This is a genomic window from Chelativorans alearensis, assembly GCF_010993735.1.
GTDB classification, from domain to species: domain Bacteria; phylum Pseudomonadota; class Alphaproteobacteria; order Rhizobiales; family Rhizobiaceae; genus Chelativorans; species Chelativorans alearense.
This window is the reverse complement of record NZ_WQNI01000001.1, coordinates 520,940-541,945: the sequence shown is the minus strand read 5'-3', so window position 1 is coordinate 541,945 and position 21,006 is coordinate 520,940. Positions and strand designations below refer to the sequence as shown.

Genomic DNA, 21,006 nt, shown 5'->3' with positions numbered 1-21,006 from the left:
TAACGAAGGGGAACTCCGCGCACCGGCTTCGGTACGGAAAATAACCCAGGCGCCGCAGTGTTGTGCTGCCGGCGCTCTAAGGAACGCGCGGGCGGGGCAGGGACGCTTGAGAGGGCATCGGTTGCGTGTGGAGTAGACCGATGCATGTGAAGCAAGTCGTTTGGGGGGCAAGGCGGACATGACCGCGGGTTTCAAGGTCACCCGCGTGCGCCGCACCTACAATGTCTGGGTGGCCAATCAGACGCTCGAAGACTTCGCCCTGCGCTTCACGGCCACCAGGGTCCGCCGCTGGCCGGCCTGGCGCATCGCCAACACGGCCATCGGCGCGGTTTCGTTCCTGGCGCTCGAGGCTATCGGCGGGACGCTCACCCTCAACTATGGGTTCGAGACGACCTTGTGGGCGGTTCTTTCGAGCTGCCTCGTCATGTTCCTCATGGGAATCCCGATCTGCTACAATTCGGCCAAATATGGCGTGGACATCGACCTTTTGACGCGCGGGGCTGGCTTCGGCTATCTCGGCTCCACCGTCACCTCGCTCATCTATGCGAGCTTCACCTTCATCTTCTTTTCCATCGAAGCGGCGATCATGGCGACGGCGCTGGAGCTATGCTTCGGCATCCCGCTCGCCGTGGGCTACCTCATCAGCGCACTCCTCGTCATCCCGCTGGTCATCCACGGCATCACCTTCATCAACCGCTTTCAGGCCTGGACGCAGCCCTTCTGGATCGTGCTGCAGCTCCTGCCCTTCCTCTATATCGCCACCCAAAGCGTGCCGGCGATGCGCGGGTGGACCGGGTACACGGGGCTTCGTGGGCCCGTGGACGGCACCTTCTCGCTTGCCATGTTCGGCGCCGCCTCGGCGGTCGTCTTCTCCGTTGTCGCGCAGATCGGCGAGCAGGTCGATTATCTCCGCTTCCTGCCGCGCAAGCTACACGCCAACCGTATCGCCTGGTGGAGTGCGCTCATCGCCGCCGGCCCCGGGTGGGTGGTGCTGGGCGCGATGAAGATGCTGGCCGGCTCCTTCCTCGCCTACTACGCGTTCCAGAGCGGCGTCGCCTTTTATGACGCGGCCGAGCCGACGCGCATGTACCTGTCGGTCTTCCAGCAGATGGTGGCGAGCCCCGAGCTCGCCCTGGGGCTGACGGGCATCTTCATTGTCCTGTGTCAGGTCAAGATCAACGTCACCAACACCTATGCTGGGTCCATCGCCTGGTCGAATTTCTTCTCCCGCCTCACCCACAGCCATCCCGGTCGCGTGGTCTGGGTGGTCTTCAACGTGGTGATCGGGCTGCTTCTCATGCAGTTCGGCATCTACAAGGCGCTGGAGCAGATCCTGGGCCTCTACGCGATGATCGCCGGCGCGTGGCTTGCCGCCATCGTCGCCGACCTCGCGGTCAACAAGCCGCTCGGCCTGTCGCCGCGCCACATCGAATTCAAGCGCGCTCACCTCTACGACATCAACCCCGTCGGCTTCGGCGCGGCCGCCATCGCCATCCTGCTGGCGTTGATGTCCTATCTCGGCCTGTTCGGCGCTGTCGCCGCAGCGCTTTACGCCCATGTCGCCATCGCCGCCGCTTTCCTGCTTGCGCCGGTCATCGCCATCGCCACGCGCGGGCGCTACTATCTGGCGCGCACCTCGCATCTGCCTTCCGGCCACGCCACTATCCAGTGCTGCATCTGCGAGCACAGCTTCGAGCCGGAGGACATGGCCGCTTGCCCAATCTACAGTGGCCCCATCTGCTCGCTGTGCTGTTCGCTCGATGCCCGCTGCGGCGACCGCTGCAAGGAGGGCGCAAGGCTGTCGGAGCAGATCGGCGGTTTCGCCCGCGCCGTCTTCCCGCCGCGTATCGCCGACCTCGTCGGCTCGCGCATCGGCAGCTATCTCGGCATCCTCACCATGGTCACGGCGCTGATCGCGCTGGTGCTCTCGGTGGTCTACTACCAGTCGACCGTGGGCGGCGGCCTGCCGCCCGACCTCGTCTTCCCCATGTTCCTGCGGCTTTTCGCCATCATCTTCGTCATTGCCGCGATCATGGTCTGGCTCTTCGTGCTCGCCCATGAAAGCCGGGTCTTCGCCGAGGACGAGGCACGGCGCCACACGACGCTCTTAATGGAGGAGATCGAGGCGCACGAGGAGACGGACCGGCAGCTTCAGAAGGCAAAGGAGGCGGCCGAATCGGCCAACCTTGCCAAGAGCAAATACATCGTGGGTCTGAGCCACGAGCTGCGCACGCCGCTCAACTCCATCCTCGGCTATGCGCAGCTCCTTGAGCGCCACGACCCCACGCCCCAGATCGTCGGCAACGCCGCCCGCACCATCAAGCGCTCCGGCGAGCATCTGGCGGGAATGATCGAGGGGCTTCTCGACATCTCCAAGATCGAGGCAGGCCGCCTGCAGATCTATCGGGACAAGACCGCACTTCGCCCCTATCTCGACCAGCTCGTCGACATGTTCTCGCTGCAGGCGCAGGAGAAGGGCATCGGCTTCGTCTTCGAGCCGGGATCCTACATTCCCGAATACGTCTACACGGACGAGAAGAGGTTGCGGCAGATCCTCATCAACCTCTTGTCCAACGCGGTGAAGTTCACCGAACGCGACAAGGTCTCCTTCCGCGTCACCTACCGCAGCCAGATCGCCACTTTCGAGATTGAGGATACGGGCGTCGGCATCGCGGCCGAAGACATCGACCGCATCTTCCTGCCCTTCGAGAGGATAGAGGGCACGGGCGGCGTCAGCCCGCCCGGTACCGGCCTCGGCCTCACGATCACCAAGCTTCTGGTGGAGATCATGGGCGGGGACCTAAGCGTGAAATCGGAACGGGGGCGGGGCACGACGTTCACCGTGCGGCTCATGCTCAGCGCCGCCACACGGCCCGACGAGCAGAAACCGCCGGCGGCGGCCATTGCCGGCATAAAGGGGAGGGCGCTCAAGGTGCTGATCGCTGACGACGATCCCGCCCAGCGCGCCCTCATCGGAGACGTCCTCGAGCCGCTAGGCTTTGCGGTCACCGCCGTGCCGGACGGCACCACCTGCCTTGCCGCGCTTGCCGAGGCGCGGCCGGACGTGCTCATTCTCGACGTCGCCATGCCCGGCGCCTCGGGTTGGCGGGTGGCGCAGGAGGTTCGCAGCCATCTCCATCCCAACCTGCCGATCATCATGATTTCCGCCGACGCGGGCAACGAGCGCAACCTGCCCGAATACCGCCGCGCGCATGACGGCTATCTCGTCAAGCCGTTCAGTGTCGACGACCTCATGGAACAGCTCGGCTCGGCGCTCGGCATCGAATGGACGTATCACGAGCGGCCGCTGGCCGAGAGCGGCGAGGGCATGTGATGGATGGAGACTTTCATGGCTATGCATATGCGAAGGGAGCAGCCGGAATGGGCGTGAACGCCGCCGCCTCGGCGCCACCTGTCGTGCTGGTGGTGGACGATTCGCCCGATGCGCTCGGCATGCTTACAGACGCGCTGGGGCTGGAGGGCATGAAGGTGGTGGTGGCGACAAGCGGGCGTGCGGCACTCAACATAGCCCAGGAGATCGGGCCGGACATCATCCTGATGGACGCCAAGATGCCCGGCATCGATGGCTTCGAGACCTGCCGCATCCTCAAGACGGAGATGGGCATGGCCGACATCCCCGTCATCTTCATGACCGGCTTCGGCGAAAGCGAGCACGTGGTCAACGCGCTCGCCTCCGGCGGGGTGGATTTCGTGGTCAAGCCGGTGCCGATCGTCGAGCTTCTGGCGCGCATGCGGGTGCATCTGGCGAATGCCCGCCGCGCCCGCTCCGCGCGCCAGGCGCTCGACAGCACCGGCCGGCGCATCGTCGTCACCGACAATCGGGGCACTGTCCTGTGGGCGACGCCGCAGGCTAGCGAGCTGCTCCTGAAATGCGGGGTCGCGGTGGAGGAGGGCGGCCGCCTGCCATGGGAGGTCACCGATTGGCTCCTCTCCCAGAAGCCGGGCCGGACCGAACCGTACATTCTCAGCCGCAACGGCAAAAAGGTGGAATGCCGCATCGTCGGCGGTGTCGGCGGGGCGGAACGCCTGATCCGCTTGATCGACCGCGAGGCAGGCACGGACGAGGAGCGGCTTGCGGCTGCCTTCGACCTGTCACTCCGCGCGGCCGAGGTGCTTCTGTGGATCACGCACGGAAAGTCGAACAAGGAGATCGCCGAGATCCTCGACCTCTCCCCGCGCACGGTGAACAAGCATCTGGAGCAGATCTTCAACAAGCTCGGCGTGGAAAACCGCACCGCGGCGGCCACCATGTCGGTACGCGTGCTATGGGACCGATAGGCGGGGCATGGCCCGCGCCGTTGCGGCCAGCCCGTCCCAGGCGGCCATGGCGCAAGCCGCGACGGAAAGCAGCGTCTCGTACGAGGCACCGTCACGCGCCTGGATCGACATGCCTTGCTGGACCGTTGCATAAAACGACGCGACGGCAAGGCAGTCCAAGCCTTCGGGCAATTCTCCCTCCCGCACGGCGCGCTCCAGCCGGTCGCGCAACGTCGCGACATTCGCCGCACGCTTGTCCCGCAGTTCCCGGCAGACATTCGCATTGGCGTCGGTTGCGTTGAGCGCACTGAGCACGATCAGGCAACCGGCGGGCTGTCCGGGCCGTGTGAAGGCTCTGGCGGTTGCGACAAGGAAGCGTTCGAATGCCTCGTACGCGGTCGAGGCCTCGGGGATCACGCTCCATATTTCGGTGCCTTCCGTCTCGAAGAGCGCGACAGCCTCCCGGAACAGAGCCTCCTTCGAACCGAAGGCGGCATAAAGGCTGGGCGAACCGATGCCCATCGCCGCCGTCAGATCGGACAGCGAGGCGCCGTCATAGCCTTTGGCCCAAAACACCTCCATGGCCTGCCGCAAGGCGGCGGCGCGGTCGAAGCTGCGTGGGCGACCTCTCTCGGCCATTAAACCTCTTTCTATGACGACCGATACATAAATCGCTTGACCGCGCTGCGCAAGATGGGCATCAAATATGTACCGATCGATACATAAAGGAGAAACAGTATGTCGCAACTTGAAGGCAAGGCAGCGCTGGTGACCGGCGGCAGCCGCGGCATCGGTGCCGCGATCGCACGGCGTCTTGCGAGCGAGGGCGCCGACGTCGCCGTCACCTATGCACGGTCGAGCGAGAAGGCGGAGGCGGTTGCGAACGAGATTCGGGCGCTGGGCAGCAAGGGCTTGGCGATCGCTGCCGACAACATGGACGCGGCCGCCGTCTCGGCCGCGGTGGACAAGGCAGCCGCAGACTTCGGGCGGCTCGACATCCTGGTCAACAATGCCGGTATCTTCACTTATGGGACGCTGGAGGAGATTTCGCTCGAGGACTTTGACGCGACAGTCGCCGTCAACACGCGCGCCGTCTTCGCCGCGTCAAAGGCGGCAGCCGGGCATATGAGGGAAGATGGCCGCATCATCTCCATCGGCAGCAATCTGGCTGAACGGGTTCCCTGGCCCGGCATCAGCCTCTACGCGCTCAGCAAGGCCGCCCTCATCGGATTGACCAAAGGCCTGGCGCGCGACCTTGGACCGCGCGGAATAACGGTCAACATCGTCCATCCTGGTTCCACCGAGACAGACATGAACCCCGCGGACGGCCCGCAGTCGGACCTGCAGCGTGGGGCGATGGCCATTTCCCGCTACGGGCGGCCGGAGGATGTCGCAAGCCTCGTTGCCTGGCTGACGGGGTCGGAAGCGCGCTCGGTAACCGGCGCGGCCTTGACGATCGACGGCGGTGCCAACGCATGAGAAACGTGCAAGGGCATCGGTGGTCATGCCGGCAACCGCTACATCACGGGCCAGCGCCACTTGGTCTTGATTTGTGACGGAGCGGATCTAGGTCTTGCCAACTTTGGAGGCTGAAACGGTGACCTGAACAAGGAGTTCCAGCCGATGACCGCTTATAAGTTCGATCAGCCCATTTCAGTATTCTTGGGCCTCGGTTTCCCCCGTGACGTCAATTCTGTGTTGGATGCCTACGACCTGCTCCTCGAATGGAACGGAATTCCCGACCTGGACTATCACGCTGCCGTGGATATCTGCAGCAAAGCCCTCAGTGGAGAGAGAACGGTTCAAGAAGCCCAGGAAGCGTTCAGGCGGTTTGCCAACAATCGGGGGATCCTGTCGGAGCGAGTCCTCGAGCGCACTGCCAAGAATGTCGCGCAGGATTGGTCGACGTTCCGCACCTGACGCAGAGCGGAGCGCCGGTTACCGGCTTTGCTCGCGGATCACCGCGCCAATCGGATCGATCGCCTCTGGCTGCGCGTTATAGGAAAGCGCGCTCGGTTGCGAGACAGTTTGCGGTGTGGGGGTAGCGGCGGCGGTCTGCTCGATCGGAGGAGGCGCCACCGGTTGCGTCACAAGGTGCCTGCTTCGCTTTTCGTAGAACGCGTTGCCGCCGGCAACGAGCACATAATGCATGTTCTTGTAGGGGAAGGTGAGCCCCGCGGTATGGAAGAACATGGATTTCTGCACTCCGGGATGCCGCTCACCCTTGAGCACCGCGTCGGCGGCACTTTGCACATCCGGCAGCGCCTTCGAATTCATCGGCCGGGAAAGCACGCCGGGCGCGAACTGGCCCTTCTGCCCGACGACGCCGCAGATCGTATCGGGATATTCGTCGGAATCGACCCGGTTCATGACCACTGTGCCGACAGCCACCAGCCCGTCACGGCTTGACCTGTTGGACTCGAAGAACATGGCGCGCTCCAAGCACTTCCTGTCCTTCTGCGTATAGGCGTGAGGCCTTGTGCCGACAGACGATGTGGCAGCGCCATCAATACTCTGCGCACACCCCGCAAGCACCAAGAGCGACGTGATAAGGCTTGGAACAAGCGCCTTCGATCCCCCGGCAATCATAAATTATATCTCATCGCTTCCCCGACGTCAGTTTGCGGCTGCGGCAAGAATGAGAAAATTAACGGCGAAAAGATGTCAACGAACGATCGCGTCTCTCCAAGACCGGAGAGGGATACCAATCAATAACGGCTACATTGGAGGGGAGGTGGAACAAAAAAGGGAGGGCCGAAGCCCTCCCCAAGTTCCACAATCGCCTGGGAGGAGGCGTGTTGGGTTCCTTCTTCTACATCACCGATTGGACGGAGACTGTGAGGATGTTCACACTTGCTGCGGTCATCTTGCCTCGCACGGCCCCTACTCCGCCGCCTGAGGAAGAGGGAGGGGCAGTGGATGCTGGACGTCTTCCTCGTCGGCGGGCGACAGAACGTCCGGTCGCCGAACCCGATAGAAGGCGGCATAGAGCGCTGGGACGAACAGGATCGTGAGCACCGTCGCCACCGCAAGCCCGCCCATGATGGCGAAGGCCATCGGCCCCCAGAACACGTTTTGCGACAGGGGCACCATGGCGAGAATTGCCGCGAGCGCAGTCAACACCACTGGCCGTGACCGCCGCACCGTCGCTTCGATGATGGCTTCCCACTCCGGCTTGCCTTCGTCGAGGTCGTGCTTGATCTGGTCGACGAGGATCACCGTGTTGCGCATGATCATGCCGGCGAGCGCGATGAGGCCGAGGAGCGCGACGAAGCCGAAGGGCTGGTTGAAGACCAGGAGGCCGAGGGTAGCGCCGATGAGGCCGAGCGGCGCGGTGGCGAAGACGAGCGCCAGTCGCGAGAAGCTCTGTAGCTGGATCATCAGGATCGTCAGCATGGCAAGCGCCATGAAGGGGAAGACCTCGAAGAGGGCCGCGTTCGCCTTGGCGCTTTCTTCGATGGAACCGCCCATCTCGATGCGATAGCCGACGGGCAACTCCTCGATCAACGGCTGCAGAGCCGGCCAGATCTCCGCCGAAACGTCGGGCGGCTGCACACCGGCCGGCACGTCGGCGCGCACGGTGATCAGCATGTCGCGGTTCTGCCGCCACAGGATCGGCTCCTCGTGGCCGTAGACGACGCGCGCAACTTGAGACAGCGGCACCGGCGCACCGCCGCGCGTGGCGATGGTGAGGTCGCCGAGATGTGCCACGTCGAGGCGTTCTTCCTCGACGGCGCGGGCAACCACGCCGACCACCTCGATACCGTCGCGCACCGATGTCACGGTGAAGCCGGAAAGCAGCGTCTGCAGTGTGCGGCCGATGTCCTGCCGCGTGAGGCCCAGCGCACGGGCACGGTCCTGGTCGACCTCCAGGCGGATCGACTTCGCCTGCTCGTTCCAGTCAAGATTGGGATCGAGCGCCCGCGGGTTCTCGGCTACGATGTCGCGCACCTGATAGGCGATGCGGCGCACCTCGAGCGGGTCCGGCCCGATGACACGGAACTGGACGGGGAAGCCCACCGGCGGGCCGAAAACGAGCTCGGTCACGCGCACGCGCGCTTGCGGCAGGCCGCCTTCGTCCACGAAGTTCTGCAGCCGCGCCTTCACCCGGTCGCGCGCTGCCGCATCCTCCGTATACATGACCAGGATCGCGTAGTTCGGCTTGGGCAGTTCAGGGTTCGAGGCGAGGAACCAGCGCGGCGCGCCGGCACCCGTATAGGAGGCGTAGGTCAGCACCTCCTCGTCCGTTGCGACAACCTTTTCCATCTCGCGCGCGGCGGCTTCCGTCGCCTTGAACGGGGCGCCCTCGGGCAGGCGGATCTCGACCATCAGCTCGGGCCGTGGCGAGGTTGGGAAGAACTGTTGCTGCACGAAGCCAAAGGCCCAGATCGAGGTGGCGAACAGGCCGATGACCGCGGCGATGACGAGCCAACGCCAGGAGATGCACCAGTCGATCATCGAGCGTAGCGCGTGATAGGGGCGCGTATCGTAGATGTCGTGATGCCCGCCTTCGCCGGCCGCCTTCACCTTGTGGAAGTTCGGCAGGAGCTTGACGCCGAGATAGGGCGTGAAGATCACCGCCACGAACCAGGACGCAACGAGCGCGATGGTCACCACCCAGAAGATGCCGCCGGCATATTCGCCGGCCGTCGACTGGGCAAAGCCGACCGGCAGGAAACCGGCAGCGGTTACCAGCGTGCCGGTGAGCATCGGGAAGGCCGTCGAGGTCCAAGCAAATGTCGCCGCCTTCAGCCGGTCGAACCCCTGCTCCATCTTCACCACCATCATCTCGACGGCGATGATGGCGTCGTCGACGAGCAGCCCGAGCGCGATGATGAGGGCGCCAAGCGTGATGCGCTCGAGGCTCATTCCAAGGAGATCGAGCGCGATCATGACGATCGCCAGCACCAGCGGCACGGTGAGCGCCACAACGATGCCCGTGCGCCAGCCGAGCGAAAGGAAGCTCACCGCCAGCACCACGGCGAGCGCTTCCATGAAGACCTTGACGAACTCGCCGACGGACTCCTCGACGACATGCGGCTGGTCCGCGACCAGCTCCACATCGAGCCCGACAGGCAGGTCGGTGCGCACCTCCTGCATTGCTTCCCTGAGGTTTTCGCCGAGCGTTAGGATATTGGCGCCTTCGGCCATGACGACACCGATGGCGATCGCCGGCTGGCCTTCGTGCCGCACCGTATAGGTCGGCGGGTCTTCATAGCCGCGCCGCACGTCGGCAATGTCGCCGAGCCGGAACACGGTGCCGCCCGCGGCGACGGGAACGGCCGCGACCGCCTCCACTCCCTTGAGCGCGCCTTCGACGCGCAGGAAGAGCCGGTCGGACGCCGTTTCGATCTCGCCGGCGGGTGTTACCGCGTTCTGCGCGGCGATGGAGTTGAAGATCGCCTGCGGGTCGATGCCGAGCGTGGCGAGCTTGGAATGGGAGAACTCGACGAAGATCCGTTCGTCCTGGTCGCCATAGAAGCGGACCTTCTCCACATCCGGCACCCGCAGGAGCCGCTGGCGGATTTCCTCCGCCGCATCCTTCAGGTCGCGCATCGAGGTGCCTTCGCCCGTGAGCATATAAAGGGCGCTGTCGACGTCGCCGAACTCGTCGTTGAAGAAGGGGCCGATGACATCGGAGGGAAGCGAGGAGCGGATGTCGCCCACGCGCTTCCTCACCTGGTACCAGATGTCAGCCACCTCGCCCGGTGGAGTGGTGTCTTTAAGCTGCACCTGCATGTAGGTGGAGCCGGGCTTGGAATAGGTGGTGACCTTGTCGAAATAGGGGATTTCCTGCAGCGTCTTCTCGATCGGGTCGGCGACCTGGCGCTGGATCTCGCCCGCCGTCGCGCCCGGCCACACGGCGGTGACCACCGCCACCTTGATGGTGAAGCTCGGGTCCTCCGCCCGCCCCAGACGAGCGTAGGAATAGACGCCGCCAAGCGATAGGACGATGATCAGGAAGAGGACCAGCGTCTGGTGGGTGACCGCCCACCGCGAAAGATTGAAGTTCTGCATCGTCCCTCTCCGTCACTCGGCGCTGGCGGTCCGGGTGCGCGCCACCCGCACGGTGGTGCCCTCTTCAAGCTTCTGCACACCGAGCGTGACGATCGCCTCGCCCTCCTCCAGCCCGTCGCTCACGATCGCCTCCTCCGACCTGTAGGCCTCGACGACGATCGGCCGGCGCTCGAGTTCGCTGGAGGTGGGGTCGACCACGAAGACCACCGGTCCCCGGCCGTCGTCGAGAAGGGCTGTCATGGGAACGCGCGCTATCGGAGCGGGATCGCCCTTGGTCAACGACAGTGTGGCCGTCATGCCGAGGCGCACGGTCTCGTCGGCATCGGGAATCGAAAAACGCGCGCGATAGGTGCGGCTTGTCGGGTCGGCCTCGGGCGCCACCTCACGCAGGCGCGCAGAAAAGCGCGCGCCGCCCGCCCACAGCTCGACCTCGGCAGTCGAGCCTTCGAGATTGGCAAGGCGGCTTTCGGGCAGCGCCACCTCAACCTCCTTCTCATCGAGGCGGGCGATGCTCACCACCGGCTGCCCCGCCGATATGACCTGGCCGGCCTCGACCGAGGTCGCGCTCACCGCGCCGTCGGCGGAGGCCTTCAGTTCCGCATATTCCATCTGGTTGGTCGCAAGCGAGACGGCGCGCTCGGCCTGTTCGAGGCGCGAACGCGCCTCATCCACGGCAAGCTGGCGGGCATCGAGCGCGGCCTGTGTGACATGGCCGCGCTTAAACAGCGCGCGGGCGCGCTCCGCATCGGCTTCAGCCGTGGCAAGGTTGGCGCGCGAGGCCCTTAGCTCCGCCTGCCGCTGCTCCAGTTGCAGGCCGAGATCGACCGTATCGAGACGCGCGAGCACTTGGCCAGCCTCCACGCGGTCGCCCACATCGACAAGCCGCGCGGCGACCTTGCCGCCGACCCGGAAAGCTTCGGCGACCTCGGTCCGCGGGACGATGGTGCCCGTGTAGCTGCGCGTTTCGGCGAGCGGCGCAAGCTCCACCGTGGCCACCCGCACCACCGGGTCTTGACGCTCCACCACCTCCGCCTCCTGGCACGAGGCGAGCGCCACCGTCGCCATCAGAACTGCAATCCACTTCGCCGCTGTCGGCCGCATGTCTCACCTCACTGGTGTGAATACTTACTAGTGATAACTCTCTACATTCATCAGCACTCGGGCGCGCAAAACCCTCGCGCCGGGCGGGCTTTGCTAGCCTGTCTTTCCGAGAGCCTTCAGGATGAAGCGGATCTGGTCACGCAGGTCCGCCTCGGTGTCTTCGCCGTGCCGGATGCAGTGTTCGATCAGGAGCGGATGGAAGAACGGGATGAACGAGATCTTGACCGCCCGCGCCGCTGCCGCCGGATCCTCGACCTGGAATTCACCCGCCTCGACGCCCTCGCGGATGATCGCTTCGAAGATCGTCGTCATCCGGTCGATATGCTCCTTGATGATCGGCCAATTCTCCTCCATGGCTACCGCGATCATGTCGTGGGTCTTCTTTTCCTTGATCAGCGTGGATTTGTTGTGCCGGTGGATCGCCGTCAGAAGCCGGTCGATCTTCTCGGAAGCCGTCGCCTTTGTCCGCGCGACGGCGAAAGCCAGGTCCACGATCTCCTGCGTGACGCGCCCGCAGATCGACTCGTTGATGGCGCCCTTGGAGGGAAAGAAACGGTAGATGTTGGCCGGGCTCATGCCGAGTTCGGCGGCGATGTCGGCCACCGACGTCTTCTGGTAGCCGATGCGGCGAAAGTGGTCCTCCGCCACTTCGAGAATGCGCACGCGCATCTCATCAGGATCGGTTCGCGTTCGGACCGGGCGACTCATCGGCATCTCCAAAAGAATGATGAATATTGATATTCGTCACAATTCATTTTGTCAAGCCCACCCGAAAGCTGCTTGCGTGTCGATGCCCACGCATGGGTCTTCGGGCTTGCCAAGGGCCGTCGGTCCTGGCCGCTGTGCAGGTGTGGCCGGCGAAGTGACGAGCGCTCCGCCGGCCATACCCTTAGGCGAATTCCCGGCTGATAATGAGATCTTCGACACGAACCGGGAAGCGCCGGACGCGCACGCCGGTTGCATGCCAGACCGCATTGGCGATTGCGCCCACCGTACCCGTGATGCCGATCTCGCCCACCCCCTTCACGCCGATCGGATTGACGTAAGGGTCGTCCTCCGGGATCAGGATCGCATCGAGCGAGGGCACGTCCGCGTTGACGGGAACATGATACTCGGCAAGGTCGGCATTCATGATCCGCCCTGTCCGGCGGTCGGCAATCGCTTCCTCGTGCAACGCGAAGGAGGCGCCCCAGATCATGCCGCCGAAATACTGGCTGCGTACGAGACGGGGATTGATGACCCGGCCGGCGGCAAAAGCTCCGACCAGCCGCGCCACCCGGATCTGGCCGAGGTCGGGATCTACCTTCACCTCGGCAAAGACCGCGCCGTGCGAATACATCGCGTGGGCCGACGCAACTGCCGGGTCGCGGGCGGCCTTGGCCGTGCCGACGACATCGCTGCGGCCGGCACGCGCCAGAATCTCCGCATAGCTCTCACTGCGGTTCTCGTCGTCGCGACGGTGAAGCCGGCCGGCGCGGGCGACAACGCCGATATTCCCGGCGCCGAAAAGCGGCGAGGCGGGATCGGTGGTGGCGAGCTCCGCGAGCCGGGCGATCGCATCCTCGCCGGCATTGTGCAGTGCCAGTCCTGCGCTGGCGGTATGGCCGGAGCCACCCGCGATGCCACCGTCGGGCAGGCTGGAGATGCCGGAATTGAGCTCGACCTGGTCGGGATCGAGGCCCAGCGCCTCTGCCGCGATCTGGGCAAGCGCCGTCCAGGCGCCTTGCCCCATATCGGCGCCTGCCGTTTCCACCAGCGCCGTGCCGTCGGCGCGCAAGGTGGCACGCGCCTCGGCCGGAAAGTGCGGACAATGGAAGACCGCCGTGCCCATGCCCCAGCCGACGAGAAAGCCGCTCTCGTCGCGCATCGTGCGCGGCTCATGCGGCCGTCCGGACCAGCCGAAGCGCTTGGCCCCCTCGGCATAGCACTCGCGCAATGCCTTGGAGGAAAAGGGCTTGCCGGTGGTCGGCTCCGTCTCGGCGTAGTTGGCAAGCCTGAAGTCGAGCGGGTCCATGCCGCAGGCTTCGGCCGCCTCGTCCATCGCGACTTCAAGCGCGGCTGAGCCGGACGCGAGGCCTGGCGCACGCATCGGCCCCGGCGTGCCGACATCGAGCCGCAGGCCTTCATGCTCAGCGAGAATGGCAGGGCTTGCATAGAGCGGCAGCGATGCGTTGGCCGCCGGCTCGAGGAATTCGTCGAAGCTGGAGGTGGTGCAAAGCGCCTGATGGTGAAGCGCGGTCAGGCGCCCCTCTTCATCCATGCCGAGGCGCAGCTTCTGCCAGGTGCGGCCGCGGTGGCCGACGGGGCCGTACATCTGCGCCCTAGTGAGCGCCAGCTTGACCGGGCGGTCGAGCATGCGCGCGGCAAGGATGGCGAGGATCTGCGGTCCGTTGAGGATCGCCTTCGAGCCGAAGCCTCCGCCGAGGAAGGGCGAACGGATCAGCACGTTCTCGGCCGGAATGCCGAAATAGGCCGCATGGGATGCGCAGCTCAGCGCCAGGGCCTGGTTCGGCATGTCGAGCGTCACGCGGTCGCCGTCCCACTGGGCGACGACCGCGTGCGGTTCCATCGCATTGTGATATTGCGGCGGAGTGACATAGTCGGCCTCCGTCACCCGGACGGCGGCGGCGAAACCCGCCTCGATGTCGCCATGGGCCGTGCGTGCCGGTGCGCCGATGCCGATCACTTCAGGATCGAAGCGCTCGCCGCTTTCCCGGCCCGTGCGCGCCGGCTCGACTTCATATTGGGGGTTGAGTAGCGCTGCACCTTCCGTCGCGGCCTCCGGTGTCTCGGCGATCACGATCGCGATCGGCTGGTTGACGTAGCGCACGGTATCGTCCTGCAGCACCTCCACGCGGAAGCCGAAGGGCGGCATCTTCTCGTCCGGGTCATGCGCCAGCGGCGGCCGGTTGGCCGGTGTGAGAACCTCGACGACGCCGGGATGCGCCTTGGCGGCCTCGACGTCGAGCGCGGTGACGCGCCCGCGCGCGATGCTGCTTACGGCCGTCACGGCGTAAAGCATGCCATCGGGGTGGTTATCGGCCGCATAGGTTGCGCGCCCGGTGACCTTGAGCACGCCGTCGCGGCGCGTCAGCGGCTGTCCGGCACTGGAACCGTGCCGGCGATGCTGGGGAAGGGGAGAAGTGGTCTCAAGCGGCATGGTTCGCTCCGGGAGTTGTCGAGAAGGGCGAGGCTGGCAGCGCAGGCATGGCTTCCGGCGTGCCGTCGAGCGCGAGGGTCAGGGCGCGCGCGACGATGCGGCGCGCCAGTTCGATTTTGAAGGCGTTGTCGCCGGAGGGGCGCGCCTCAGCGAGCGCCATTTCGGCTGCCTTGGCGAATGCCTCTGGGTTTGCCTCCGCGCCTTCCAGCGAAACCTCCGCCTCGCGTGCCCGCCAAGGCTTCGCCGCAATGCCGCCGAGCGCGATGCGCGCCTTGCGGATCGCGCCGGCCTCCATTTCCAGCGCGGCGGCCACCGATACGACGGCAAAGGCAAAGGAAGTGCGCTCGCGCAGTTTCAGGTAGCGCGCATTGCGTGCAAACGCTGCCGCTTCGGCTGGGATCCGGAGCGAAACGATCAGTTCGCCGGGCGCCAACGCCGTTTCCTGTTCCGGCGTGGCACCGGGCAGAACGTGCAGCGCGTCGACGGGAATCTCGCGGGCGCCATGCGCGCCTGCCACCTCGGCCACGGCATCGAGCGCTACAAGCGGCACGCAGAAATCGGAGGGGTGTGTGGCGATGCAGTGCTCGCTCCAGCCAAGCACGGCGTGGAGGCGATTTTCCCCTTCGCGGGCGTCGCAGCCCGATCCCGGCGCCCGCCGGTTGCAGGCGCTTGCCAGGTCGTGGAAATAGGCGCAGCGCGTGCGCTGCATCAGATTGCCGCCTACGGTCGCCGCATTGCGAAGCTGTGCCGAGGCTCCCGAAAGCAGCGCTTCGGCAACGGCCGGAAAGGTCCGCGCGAAGCGGTCGTCATAGGCAAGGTCCGAATTTCGAACCAGCGCACCGACCCGCACACTGCCGTCCGGCAGCCATTCGATGCGATCGAGACCGGGCAGCCGCGTGATGTCGATAACCCGCTCGGGCCGTGCTGCGCCGCCCTTCATCAGGTCGAGCAGGTTGGTGCCGGCTGCGAGATAGGTCGACCCTGGTACGGCCGCAGCTTCCACAGCCTCCGGCACGCTGGCCGGCCGGATATAGTCGAAGCGGTTCATGCCGCGTCCCTCCGGTTGCGCTCTGCGAGATCCTTCTGCGCCTCCAGCACCGCTTCGGTGATGCCCTGATAGGCACCGCAGCGGCAGATATTGCCGCTCATCAGTTCGCGGATGCGCTCGGGGTCGTCACCCGCGTTGCCCTCCGAGATGAGGCCGACGGCGCTCATGATCTGGCCCGGCGTGCAGTAGCCGCACTGGAAACCATCATGTGCGATGAAAGCGGCCTGGACCGGATGCAGGTCCTCGCCATCGGCAAGCCCCTCGATGGTGGTGATCTCCGCCCCGTCGAGGCTGGCAGCCAGCGAGAGACATGAGTTGATGCGCCGCCCATCGACCAGCACGGTGCAGGCGCCGCACTGGCCGCGGTCGCACCCCTTCTTGGTGCCTGTCAGGTGGAGCCGCTCGCGCAACAGGTCGAGCAGCGTCACGCGTGGGTCGTCCAGCGCGATCTCGCGCTTGAGACCATTGATCGTGAGTCTGATGGAGAGTGACATATGGTACCCCATTCAGTGATTGTGATGTATGGATCGGAGCCACCAAAGGGCGGCAGAGGATGCGGGCGCGGGAAGGAACTGACGCGAACGCCAGTCGGCCCTGGCCGGGAATGCGTGTTTTTGTGCGATCGCGCGGTGTGGAACTTATTTATACGGAGGATGCCTCCGTTTATCAAGAGGGAAAGAACCCTGTCTGGCGGAAATGAGACCTGAGAACGCAAAGACAAGGCGCAAGCCGCGCGCGGACTCGCTCCGCAACCGCGAGCGCCTGCTTGAGGCGGCGACGCAAATCTTCAGCGCCGGCGGCCCGCAGGCGAGCCTGGAAGCGGTCGCGCGCCAGGCCGGCGTCGGCATCGGCACGCTCTACCGGCATTTTCCGACGCGCGAGGCCTTGTTCGAGGCTGTCTACCGCCATGAAGTGGACCTCCTCGGCGAACTTGCCGAGGAACTTGCCCACGAAGACGACCCGGTGGAGGCGCTGCGAAAATGGCTGCAAGCCAACGTTCGCCTCGTGGCGACCAAGAAAGGCATGATCGAGGCGCTTCAACTCGTCGCGCACGGCTCTTCGGACCTGAAGGCCTATTCCTTCGAGCGGATGACCAATTCGATCGGCCTGCTGCTCGACCGCGCCGTCGCGGCGGGCGAAATCCGCTCCGACGTTCCGCCGGAAGATCTGCTGCGCACCCTCGTCGGCATCTTCTATTCCCAGGGCACGACCGATTGGCAGCCGACCGCCCTGCGCCTCGTCGACGTCTTCGTCGACGGGCTGCGCAAGCGCTAAGACCGATATGCGATCACGTTCGGCCTTTTTGCGTGAGCACGGGGGCACACTTCACAGTTGCTCCTGGATCAGGGTCTTGAACGCGCTGATTCGTTCCTCATCCCGCCTGTAGAAAATCCATTGCTTGATCCGTTTCGAACGCACGAGCCCTGCCTGGGAAAGCACCCGCATGTGCTCGCTGAGAGTGGCCGGGGAAATCCCCAGCTTCTCCGCTATCAGGACTGCGCAGACGCCATCCTCGACAAGGTCGCCATCGACCTGTGGCCGGAAATGGGACCGTGGCTCCTTGAGCCAGTCGAGAATCTGGAGCCGCCGCTCGTTGGCGATCGCCTTGATGACATCGACCTCTTGCATTTCGTTAATTTGCCAAGTTACTAATTGATGTCAATACTTTTGGAGCCTTTCATGACCATCGATACGTCCGTCACCCCAGAGCGCATCCGCGATGCAGAGGCGCTGATCCGTCCCCATGTCCGGCGCACGCCCGTCCTCCAGGCCGACATGGCGGATTTCGGCGGAACACCCATGCCGGTCGCGCTCAAGCTCGAGTGCCTGCAGCATACCGGATCGTTCAAGGTCCGTGGCGCCTTCACCAATCTTCTTGGGAAAGCCTTGCCCGACGCCGGGGTGGTTGCTGCTTCGGGCGGCAATCACGGGGCGGCGGTTGCCTATGCCGCAAGACGTGTGGGGGTGCCCGCAACAATCTACGTGCCAGGCGTTACCTCGCCCGCCAAGGCGGAGCGGATCAGCAGCTACGGCGCAAGGCTGGTGGTGGAGGGAGAGCGCTATGCCGACGCGCTCGTGGCAAGCGAGATCTTCAGCAGGGAGTCGGGCGCAATAGCGATCCACGCCTACGACCAGGCCGAGACACTGATCGGCCAGGGGACGCTCGGGCTTGAGATCGACGAGGACCTGCCGGCGTTCGACACCTTGCTTGTCGCAGTCGGCGGCGGGGGGTTGATCGGCGGCATCGCCGCCTGGTTCGCTGGTAGGAAGCGGATCGTCTCGGTCGAGCCGGAAGGCTCTCCGACGCTGCGCATGGCGCTGGATGCGGGCCAGCCTGTTGACGCGCCTGCTGAGGGAATTGCCGCCGACTCGCTTGCGCCCAGGCGGGTCGGCGAGTTGGTGTTCCCGATCGCACAAGCCTTTGTGGAGCGGTCTATCCTCGTCAGCGACGAGGAGATCAGGCTCGCGCAGGCCGCGCTGTGGGAAACAGCGCGGATTGTTGTGGAACCAGGTGGGGCGGCGGCATTTGCCGCTCTCCTCAGCGGAAGGTATGTGCCCGCCGCGGGCGAGCGCGTTGCGGTCCTGATCTGCGGCGCCAATACAATGGCGGTGCAGTTCCAGTGAAGTGTTCGAACGTCAGCAACTTCAGGCGAGGTGGAAGAGCAGGGGGGCGATTTCGTTACGCAAGACCGAGAGCTGCCATAAGTTCTCGCGCGGCGGCGGCGCCTGCCCGGTTCGCCCCAATGGTGGAGGCGGATGGGCCGTAGCCCACCAGATGCACCTCGGGGTTCTTCGCGACCTGTGTCGCCAGCCGCCCTGTCATGACGATGCCGTCGTCGGGCTCGCGCAGCATGAGTGGCGCGAGGTGATCGAGCGAGCTGCGGAAGCCGGTGCACCAGAGGATCACGTCGGTGCGAAGCGCGGTGCCGTCGGGCCAGCGCACTCCATCCTCGGTGACCTCGTTGAACATGGGGAACCGGTTCAACACGCCGCGTGCCCGCATCGCCTCGATGGCGGGCGTGAGCGGAATGCCGGTGACCGAGACGACGGACGCAGGCGGCAGGCCGCGGCGCACCCGGTCCTCCACCATCGCCACTGCCGCGCGGCCGGCCTGCTCGTCAAAAGGTCCCTGCCGGAACGCCGGCGGCCTTCGCGTCACCCAACTGGTGGAGGTGATGCGCGAGACCTCGTCGAGCAACTGGATCGCCGAGATGCCGCCCCCTACGACGACGACATGCTGTCCCCTGAACTCCTCGGCCGTATGGTAGTCCCTCGTGTGCAGTTGCCTGCCCTTGAACCGATCGCGCCCGGGGACATCGGGAATGTAGGGGCTCTCCCAAGTCCCCGTAGCGTTGATGAGCCCGCGTGCCGAGAACTGGATGCGGTCCGTTTCCACCCTGAAGCGGCCGTCCCTCTCGCAGACGATCTTCACCGCCACCGGGCGGTAGACCGGAAGCTCGAACCTCTTCTCGTATGCGGCGAAATACGCCGGCACGGCGGAATTGGCCGGCACCTCGGTGGCGCTGGTCTCGACCGCCTCGGAAAAGGGCATGCCCGGCAGATCGTGGATGCGGTTCACAGTGCTGAGCGTGAGCGAGGGCCAGCGATGTTGCCAGGCGCCGCCGGGCTCGTTCGATTGGTCGAGCACCACGAAACCCTTGTGCGGGGCCAAGCCCTGCCTCTTCAGGTGATATGCCGCCGAGAGACCCGCCTGGCCAGCCCCAATGACGACGATCTGCACCTTGACGGCGACACTCGGCGCCATGGGGCCTGGGTAGGTCTGAGACATCGAGGGCTATCCTCCGTATCGAGCCGCAGACCACGATCCGGGCTATCAAGCGGCGAGACCAAGGGAAAGCGCCTTTGGGCTGCCATTCACGCGCTCCGTTGACGTATGGTGGCCGGCGCGGATGCGCAACCCAGGTTCTACGGGCGTCCCGTCGCTGAAGCGATAAAGAAGGGACTTGTCGGCCGCCCTGCCTCAAAGCGCATTGGCGGGACGATGACATCGCGCTGCTGAGGACGGCGGCGGAAATCTTCGCAAACGCGATCGCGCGCGAGCGGGGCGAGGCCGAGCGCGAGGCGCTTCAGGCCCGCCTCAACCAGTCGCAGCGGCTTGAGGCGATCGGCACGCTCGCCGGCGGTATCGCGCATGAGTTCAACAACATCCTGGGCGCCATCCGCGGCTACAGCGAGATGGCGCTGGCCGTGCTCGTCAAGGAATCTCGCGCGCACGGCGTTATGTCGAGCAGATCATGAAAGCGGGCGAACGGGCGCAGGATGTCATCGAGCAGATCCTCGCCTTCGGACGCCGCCGCGAGCGGGAACTCCGGCCGGTCCGGGTGGAGCCGGTCGTCGCCGAAGCGGTCGATCTGGTCCGCGCTTCCCTTCCGGCAACGCTATCGGTGCACGGGCAACTCAAGGCGGGAAGTGCTTTTGTGCGGGGCGACCCAACCGAGATCCAGCAGGTGGTCATGAACCTGTGCACAAACGCGGCGCAGGCGATGGAGGGACGGGGCCTGCTGACGCTCTCGCTCGACGCGGTCGATACCGCCAAAGCCCTGAGGCTGTCGCACGGCAGCCTGCCCGCCGGCCGCTATCTGCGCTTCTGCGTCCGGGACACCGGCCCCGGGATCGACCGGGCGACGATGGAGCGCATCTTCGAACCCTTCTTCACGACCAAACCTGCCGGGCAGGGCACAGGGCTGGGGCTGTCCACCGTCCATGGGATCGTCGGTGGACACGGCGGTGCCCTCAACGTGCGGAACCGGCGGGGGAAAGGCGCCACCTTCGAGGTTTACCTCCCGCAAATGGAGGAGGTCGTCGCGGAGGAGAAGACCCTCGCGGCCGAAGAATGCAAAAGCGCCGAACTGCCGCGTCGGACCGGCCACGGCGAAACAGTCCTCATCGTCGACGACGAGAAGTCGCTCCTCCACCTCGGCGAGGAGATGCTCGCCGCCCTCGGCTGCGAACCGGTCGGCTTCGATGCGAGTGATGCCGCGTTTGCCGCGTTCCGCGCCGACCCGGAACGCTTCGACCTGGTGCTGACGGACGAGGTCATGCCACAGATGACGGGCACCGAGCTTGCCGGCGCCATGCATAAGGTGCGCCCGGACGTTCCGATCGTACTGATGACCGGCTACGCCCGCCCGCAGGAAAGCGTCGTCCCGCTGCCGCATCTGGACGGGCGCGAGGCGGCGTGAGAACGACGTTATGTCCAGCGGTCTTCAGATCAAATTCCGTCCCGACGGCTCGATCGATACCGAGCATCATGCCCGGCTCGCCCGCCAGCTTCGCAGCGAGAGCGTAAGGCGCGCACCTCGTTCCGAGGTTGCGCGCTACCGGCTTCGCCGCGATCCCTCACGAGGATCTGAGCAGCCCTTACCCGATGGTCGTTGGG

17 protein-coding genes and 1 pseudogene are annotated in these 21,006 nt (G+C 65.3%); 7 read left to right on the top strand and 11 right to left on the bottom strand.

The genetic code is table 11. The features are described 5' to 3' along the window. Positions 1-178: 178 nt before the first annotated feature. On the top strand, positions 179-3,334 hold the full coding sequence (locus GPJ75_RS02450; protein ID WP_163264723.1) for a hybrid sensor histidine kinase/response regulator: 3,156 nt from the start codon (positions 179-181) through the stop codon (positions 3,332-3,334). A gap of 47 nt (positions 3,335-3,381) precedes the next feature. Next, positions 3,382-4,299 (top strand): response regulator transcription factor, encoded by a 918-nt coding sequence (locus tag GPJ75_RS02445; RefSeq protein ID WP_163264721.1) that lies wholly within the window; start codon positions 3,382-3,384, stop codon positions 4,297-4,299. Here GPJ75_RS02445 and GPJ75_RS02440 read toward each other — a convergent pair. Beyond that, entirely contained in the window at positions 4,285-4,917 is a 633-nt protein-coding gene (locus tag GPJ75_RS02440; RefSeq protein ID WP_163264719.1) for a TetR/AcrR family transcriptional regulator, read from the bottom strand. The two genes, GPJ75_RS02445 and GPJ75_RS02440, sit on opposite strands and share 15 nt — an antisense overlap. A 99-nt stretch (positions 4,918-5,016) precedes the next feature. On the opposite strand from GPJ75_RS02440, the gene GPJ75_RS02435 reads away from it, so the two are divergent. Next, positions 5,017-5,757, top strand: coding sequence for an SDR family NAD(P)-dependent oxidoreductase (locus tag GPJ75_RS02435; protein ID WP_163264717.1), 741 nt, complete (start codon positions 5,017-5,019; stop codon positions 5,755-5,757). A gap of 144 nt (positions 5,758-5,901) precedes the next feature. Next, positions 5,902-6,198 carry a DUF982 domain-containing protein gene (locus GPJ75_RS02430; protein WP_163264715.1) on the top strand — a complete coding sequence of 99 codons (297 nt, stop codon included), beginning with the start codon at positions 5,902-5,904 and terminating at the stop codon, positions 6,196-6,198. Between the two features lie 48 nt (positions 6,199-6,246). On the opposite strand, the pseudogene GPJ75_RS02425 reads toward GPJ75_RS02430, so the two are convergent. From GPJ75_RS02425 to GPJ75_RS02395, 7 genes and pseudogenes are all read right to left on the bottom strand, one after another. After that, a pseudogene (locus GPJ75_RS02425) lies at positions 6,247-6,867 on the bottom strand (cell wall hydrolase); the annotation flags it as partial. Positions 6,868-7,161: 294 nt separating this feature from the next. Continuing rightward, positions 7,162-10,296, bottom strand: coding sequence for an efflux RND transporter permease subunit (locus GPJ75_RS02420; RefSeq protein ID WP_163264711.1), 3,135 nt, complete (start codon positions 10,294-10,296; stop codon positions 7,162-7,164). 12 nt (positions 10,297-10,308) lie between these two features. Beyond that, positions 10,309-11,397, bottom strand: coding sequence for an efflux RND transporter periplasmic adaptor subunit (locus GPJ75_RS02415; RefSeq protein ID WP_163264709.1), 1,089 nt, complete (start codon positions 11,395-11,397; stop codon positions 10,309-10,311). Between the two features lie 93 nt (positions 11,398-11,490). After that, positions 11,491-12,105, bottom strand: coding sequence for a TetR/AcrR family transcriptional regulator (locus GPJ75_RS02410; RefSeq protein ID WP_163264707.1), 615 nt, complete (start codon positions 12,103-12,105; stop codon positions 11,491-11,493). 181 nt (positions 12,106-12,286) lie between these two features. After that, positions 12,287-14,557 carry a xanthine dehydrogenase family protein molybdopterin-binding subunit gene (locus GPJ75_RS02405; protein WP_163264705.1) on the bottom strand — a complete coding sequence of 757 codons (2,271 nt, stop codon included), beginning with the start codon at positions 14,555-14,557 and terminating at the stop codon, positions 12,287-12,289. Next, positions 14,547-15,605 (bottom strand): FAD binding domain-containing protein, encoded by a 1,059-nt coding sequence (locus tag GPJ75_RS02400; protein WP_163264703.1) that lies wholly within the window; start codon positions 15,603-15,605, stop codon positions 14,547-14,549. The genes GPJ75_RS02405 and GPJ75_RS02400 overlap by 11 nt, the downstream gene beginning before the upstream one ends. Beyond that, positions 15,602-16,099 carry a (2Fe-2S)-binding protein gene (locus GPJ75_RS02395; protein ID WP_163264701.1) on the bottom strand — a complete coding sequence of 166 codons (498 nt, stop codon included), beginning with the start codon at positions 16,097-16,099 and terminating at the stop codon, positions 15,602-15,604. The genes GPJ75_RS02400 and GPJ75_RS02395 overlap by 4 nt, the downstream gene beginning before the upstream one ends. A gap of 202 nt (positions 16,100-16,301) precedes the next feature. Between GPJ75_RS02395 and GPJ75_RS02390 the strand changes: the two genes are divergently transcribed. Beyond that, complete coding sequence (locus tag GPJ75_RS02390; RefSeq protein ID WP_163264699.1) at positions 16,302-16,880, top strand: TetR/AcrR family transcriptional regulator; 579 nt, start codon at positions 16,302-16,304, stop codon at positions 16,878-16,880. Between the two features lie 51 nt (positions 16,881-16,931). Here GPJ75_RS02390 and GPJ75_RS02385 read toward each other — a convergent pair whose 3' ends face one another. Further along, the gene (locus GPJ75_RS02385) at positions 16,932-17,234 is read right to left on the bottom strand and encodes an ArsR/SmtB family transcription factor (RefSeq protein WP_163264696.1); all 303 of its coding nucleotides are present in this window, start codon (positions 17,232-17,234) and stop codon (positions 16,932-16,934) included. Between the two features lie 51 nt (positions 17,235-17,285). Here GPJ75_RS02385 and GPJ75_RS02380 point away from each other — a divergent pair, with 51 nt between their 5' ends. Then, a complete protein-coding gene (locus GPJ75_RS02380; RefSeq protein WP_163264694.1) occupies positions 17,286-18,230 on the top strand; it encodes a threonine/serine dehydratase in 945 nt (314 codons plus the stop codon). 55 nt (positions 18,231-18,285) lie between these two features. Here GPJ75_RS02380 and GPJ75_RS02375 read toward each other — a convergent pair whose 3' ends face one another. Further along, on the bottom strand, positions 18,286-19,395 hold the full coding sequence (locus GPJ75_RS02375) for an NAD(P)-binding domain-containing protein (RefSeq protein WP_205602446.1): 1,110 nt from the start codon (positions 19,393-19,395) through the stop codon (positions 18,286-18,288). Positions 19,396-19,532: 137 nt separating this feature from the next. Beyond that, positions 19,533-19,760, bottom strand: a complete 228-nt coding sequence (locus GPJ75_RS02370) for a hypothetical protein (protein ID WP_163264692.1) — start codon at positions 19,758-19,760, stop codon at positions 19,533-19,535. Between the two features lie 101 nt (positions 19,761-19,861). Here GPJ75_RS02370 and GPJ75_RS02365 point away from each other — a divergent pair, with 101 nt between their 5' ends. Then, the gene (locus GPJ75_RS02365; RefSeq protein ID WP_163264690.1) at positions 19,862-20,809 is read left to right on the top strand and encodes an ATP-binding protein; all 948 of its coding nucleotides are present in this window, start codon (positions 19,862-19,864) and stop codon (positions 20,807-20,809) included. The last annotated feature ends 197 nt before the right edge of the window (positions 20,810-21,006 follow it).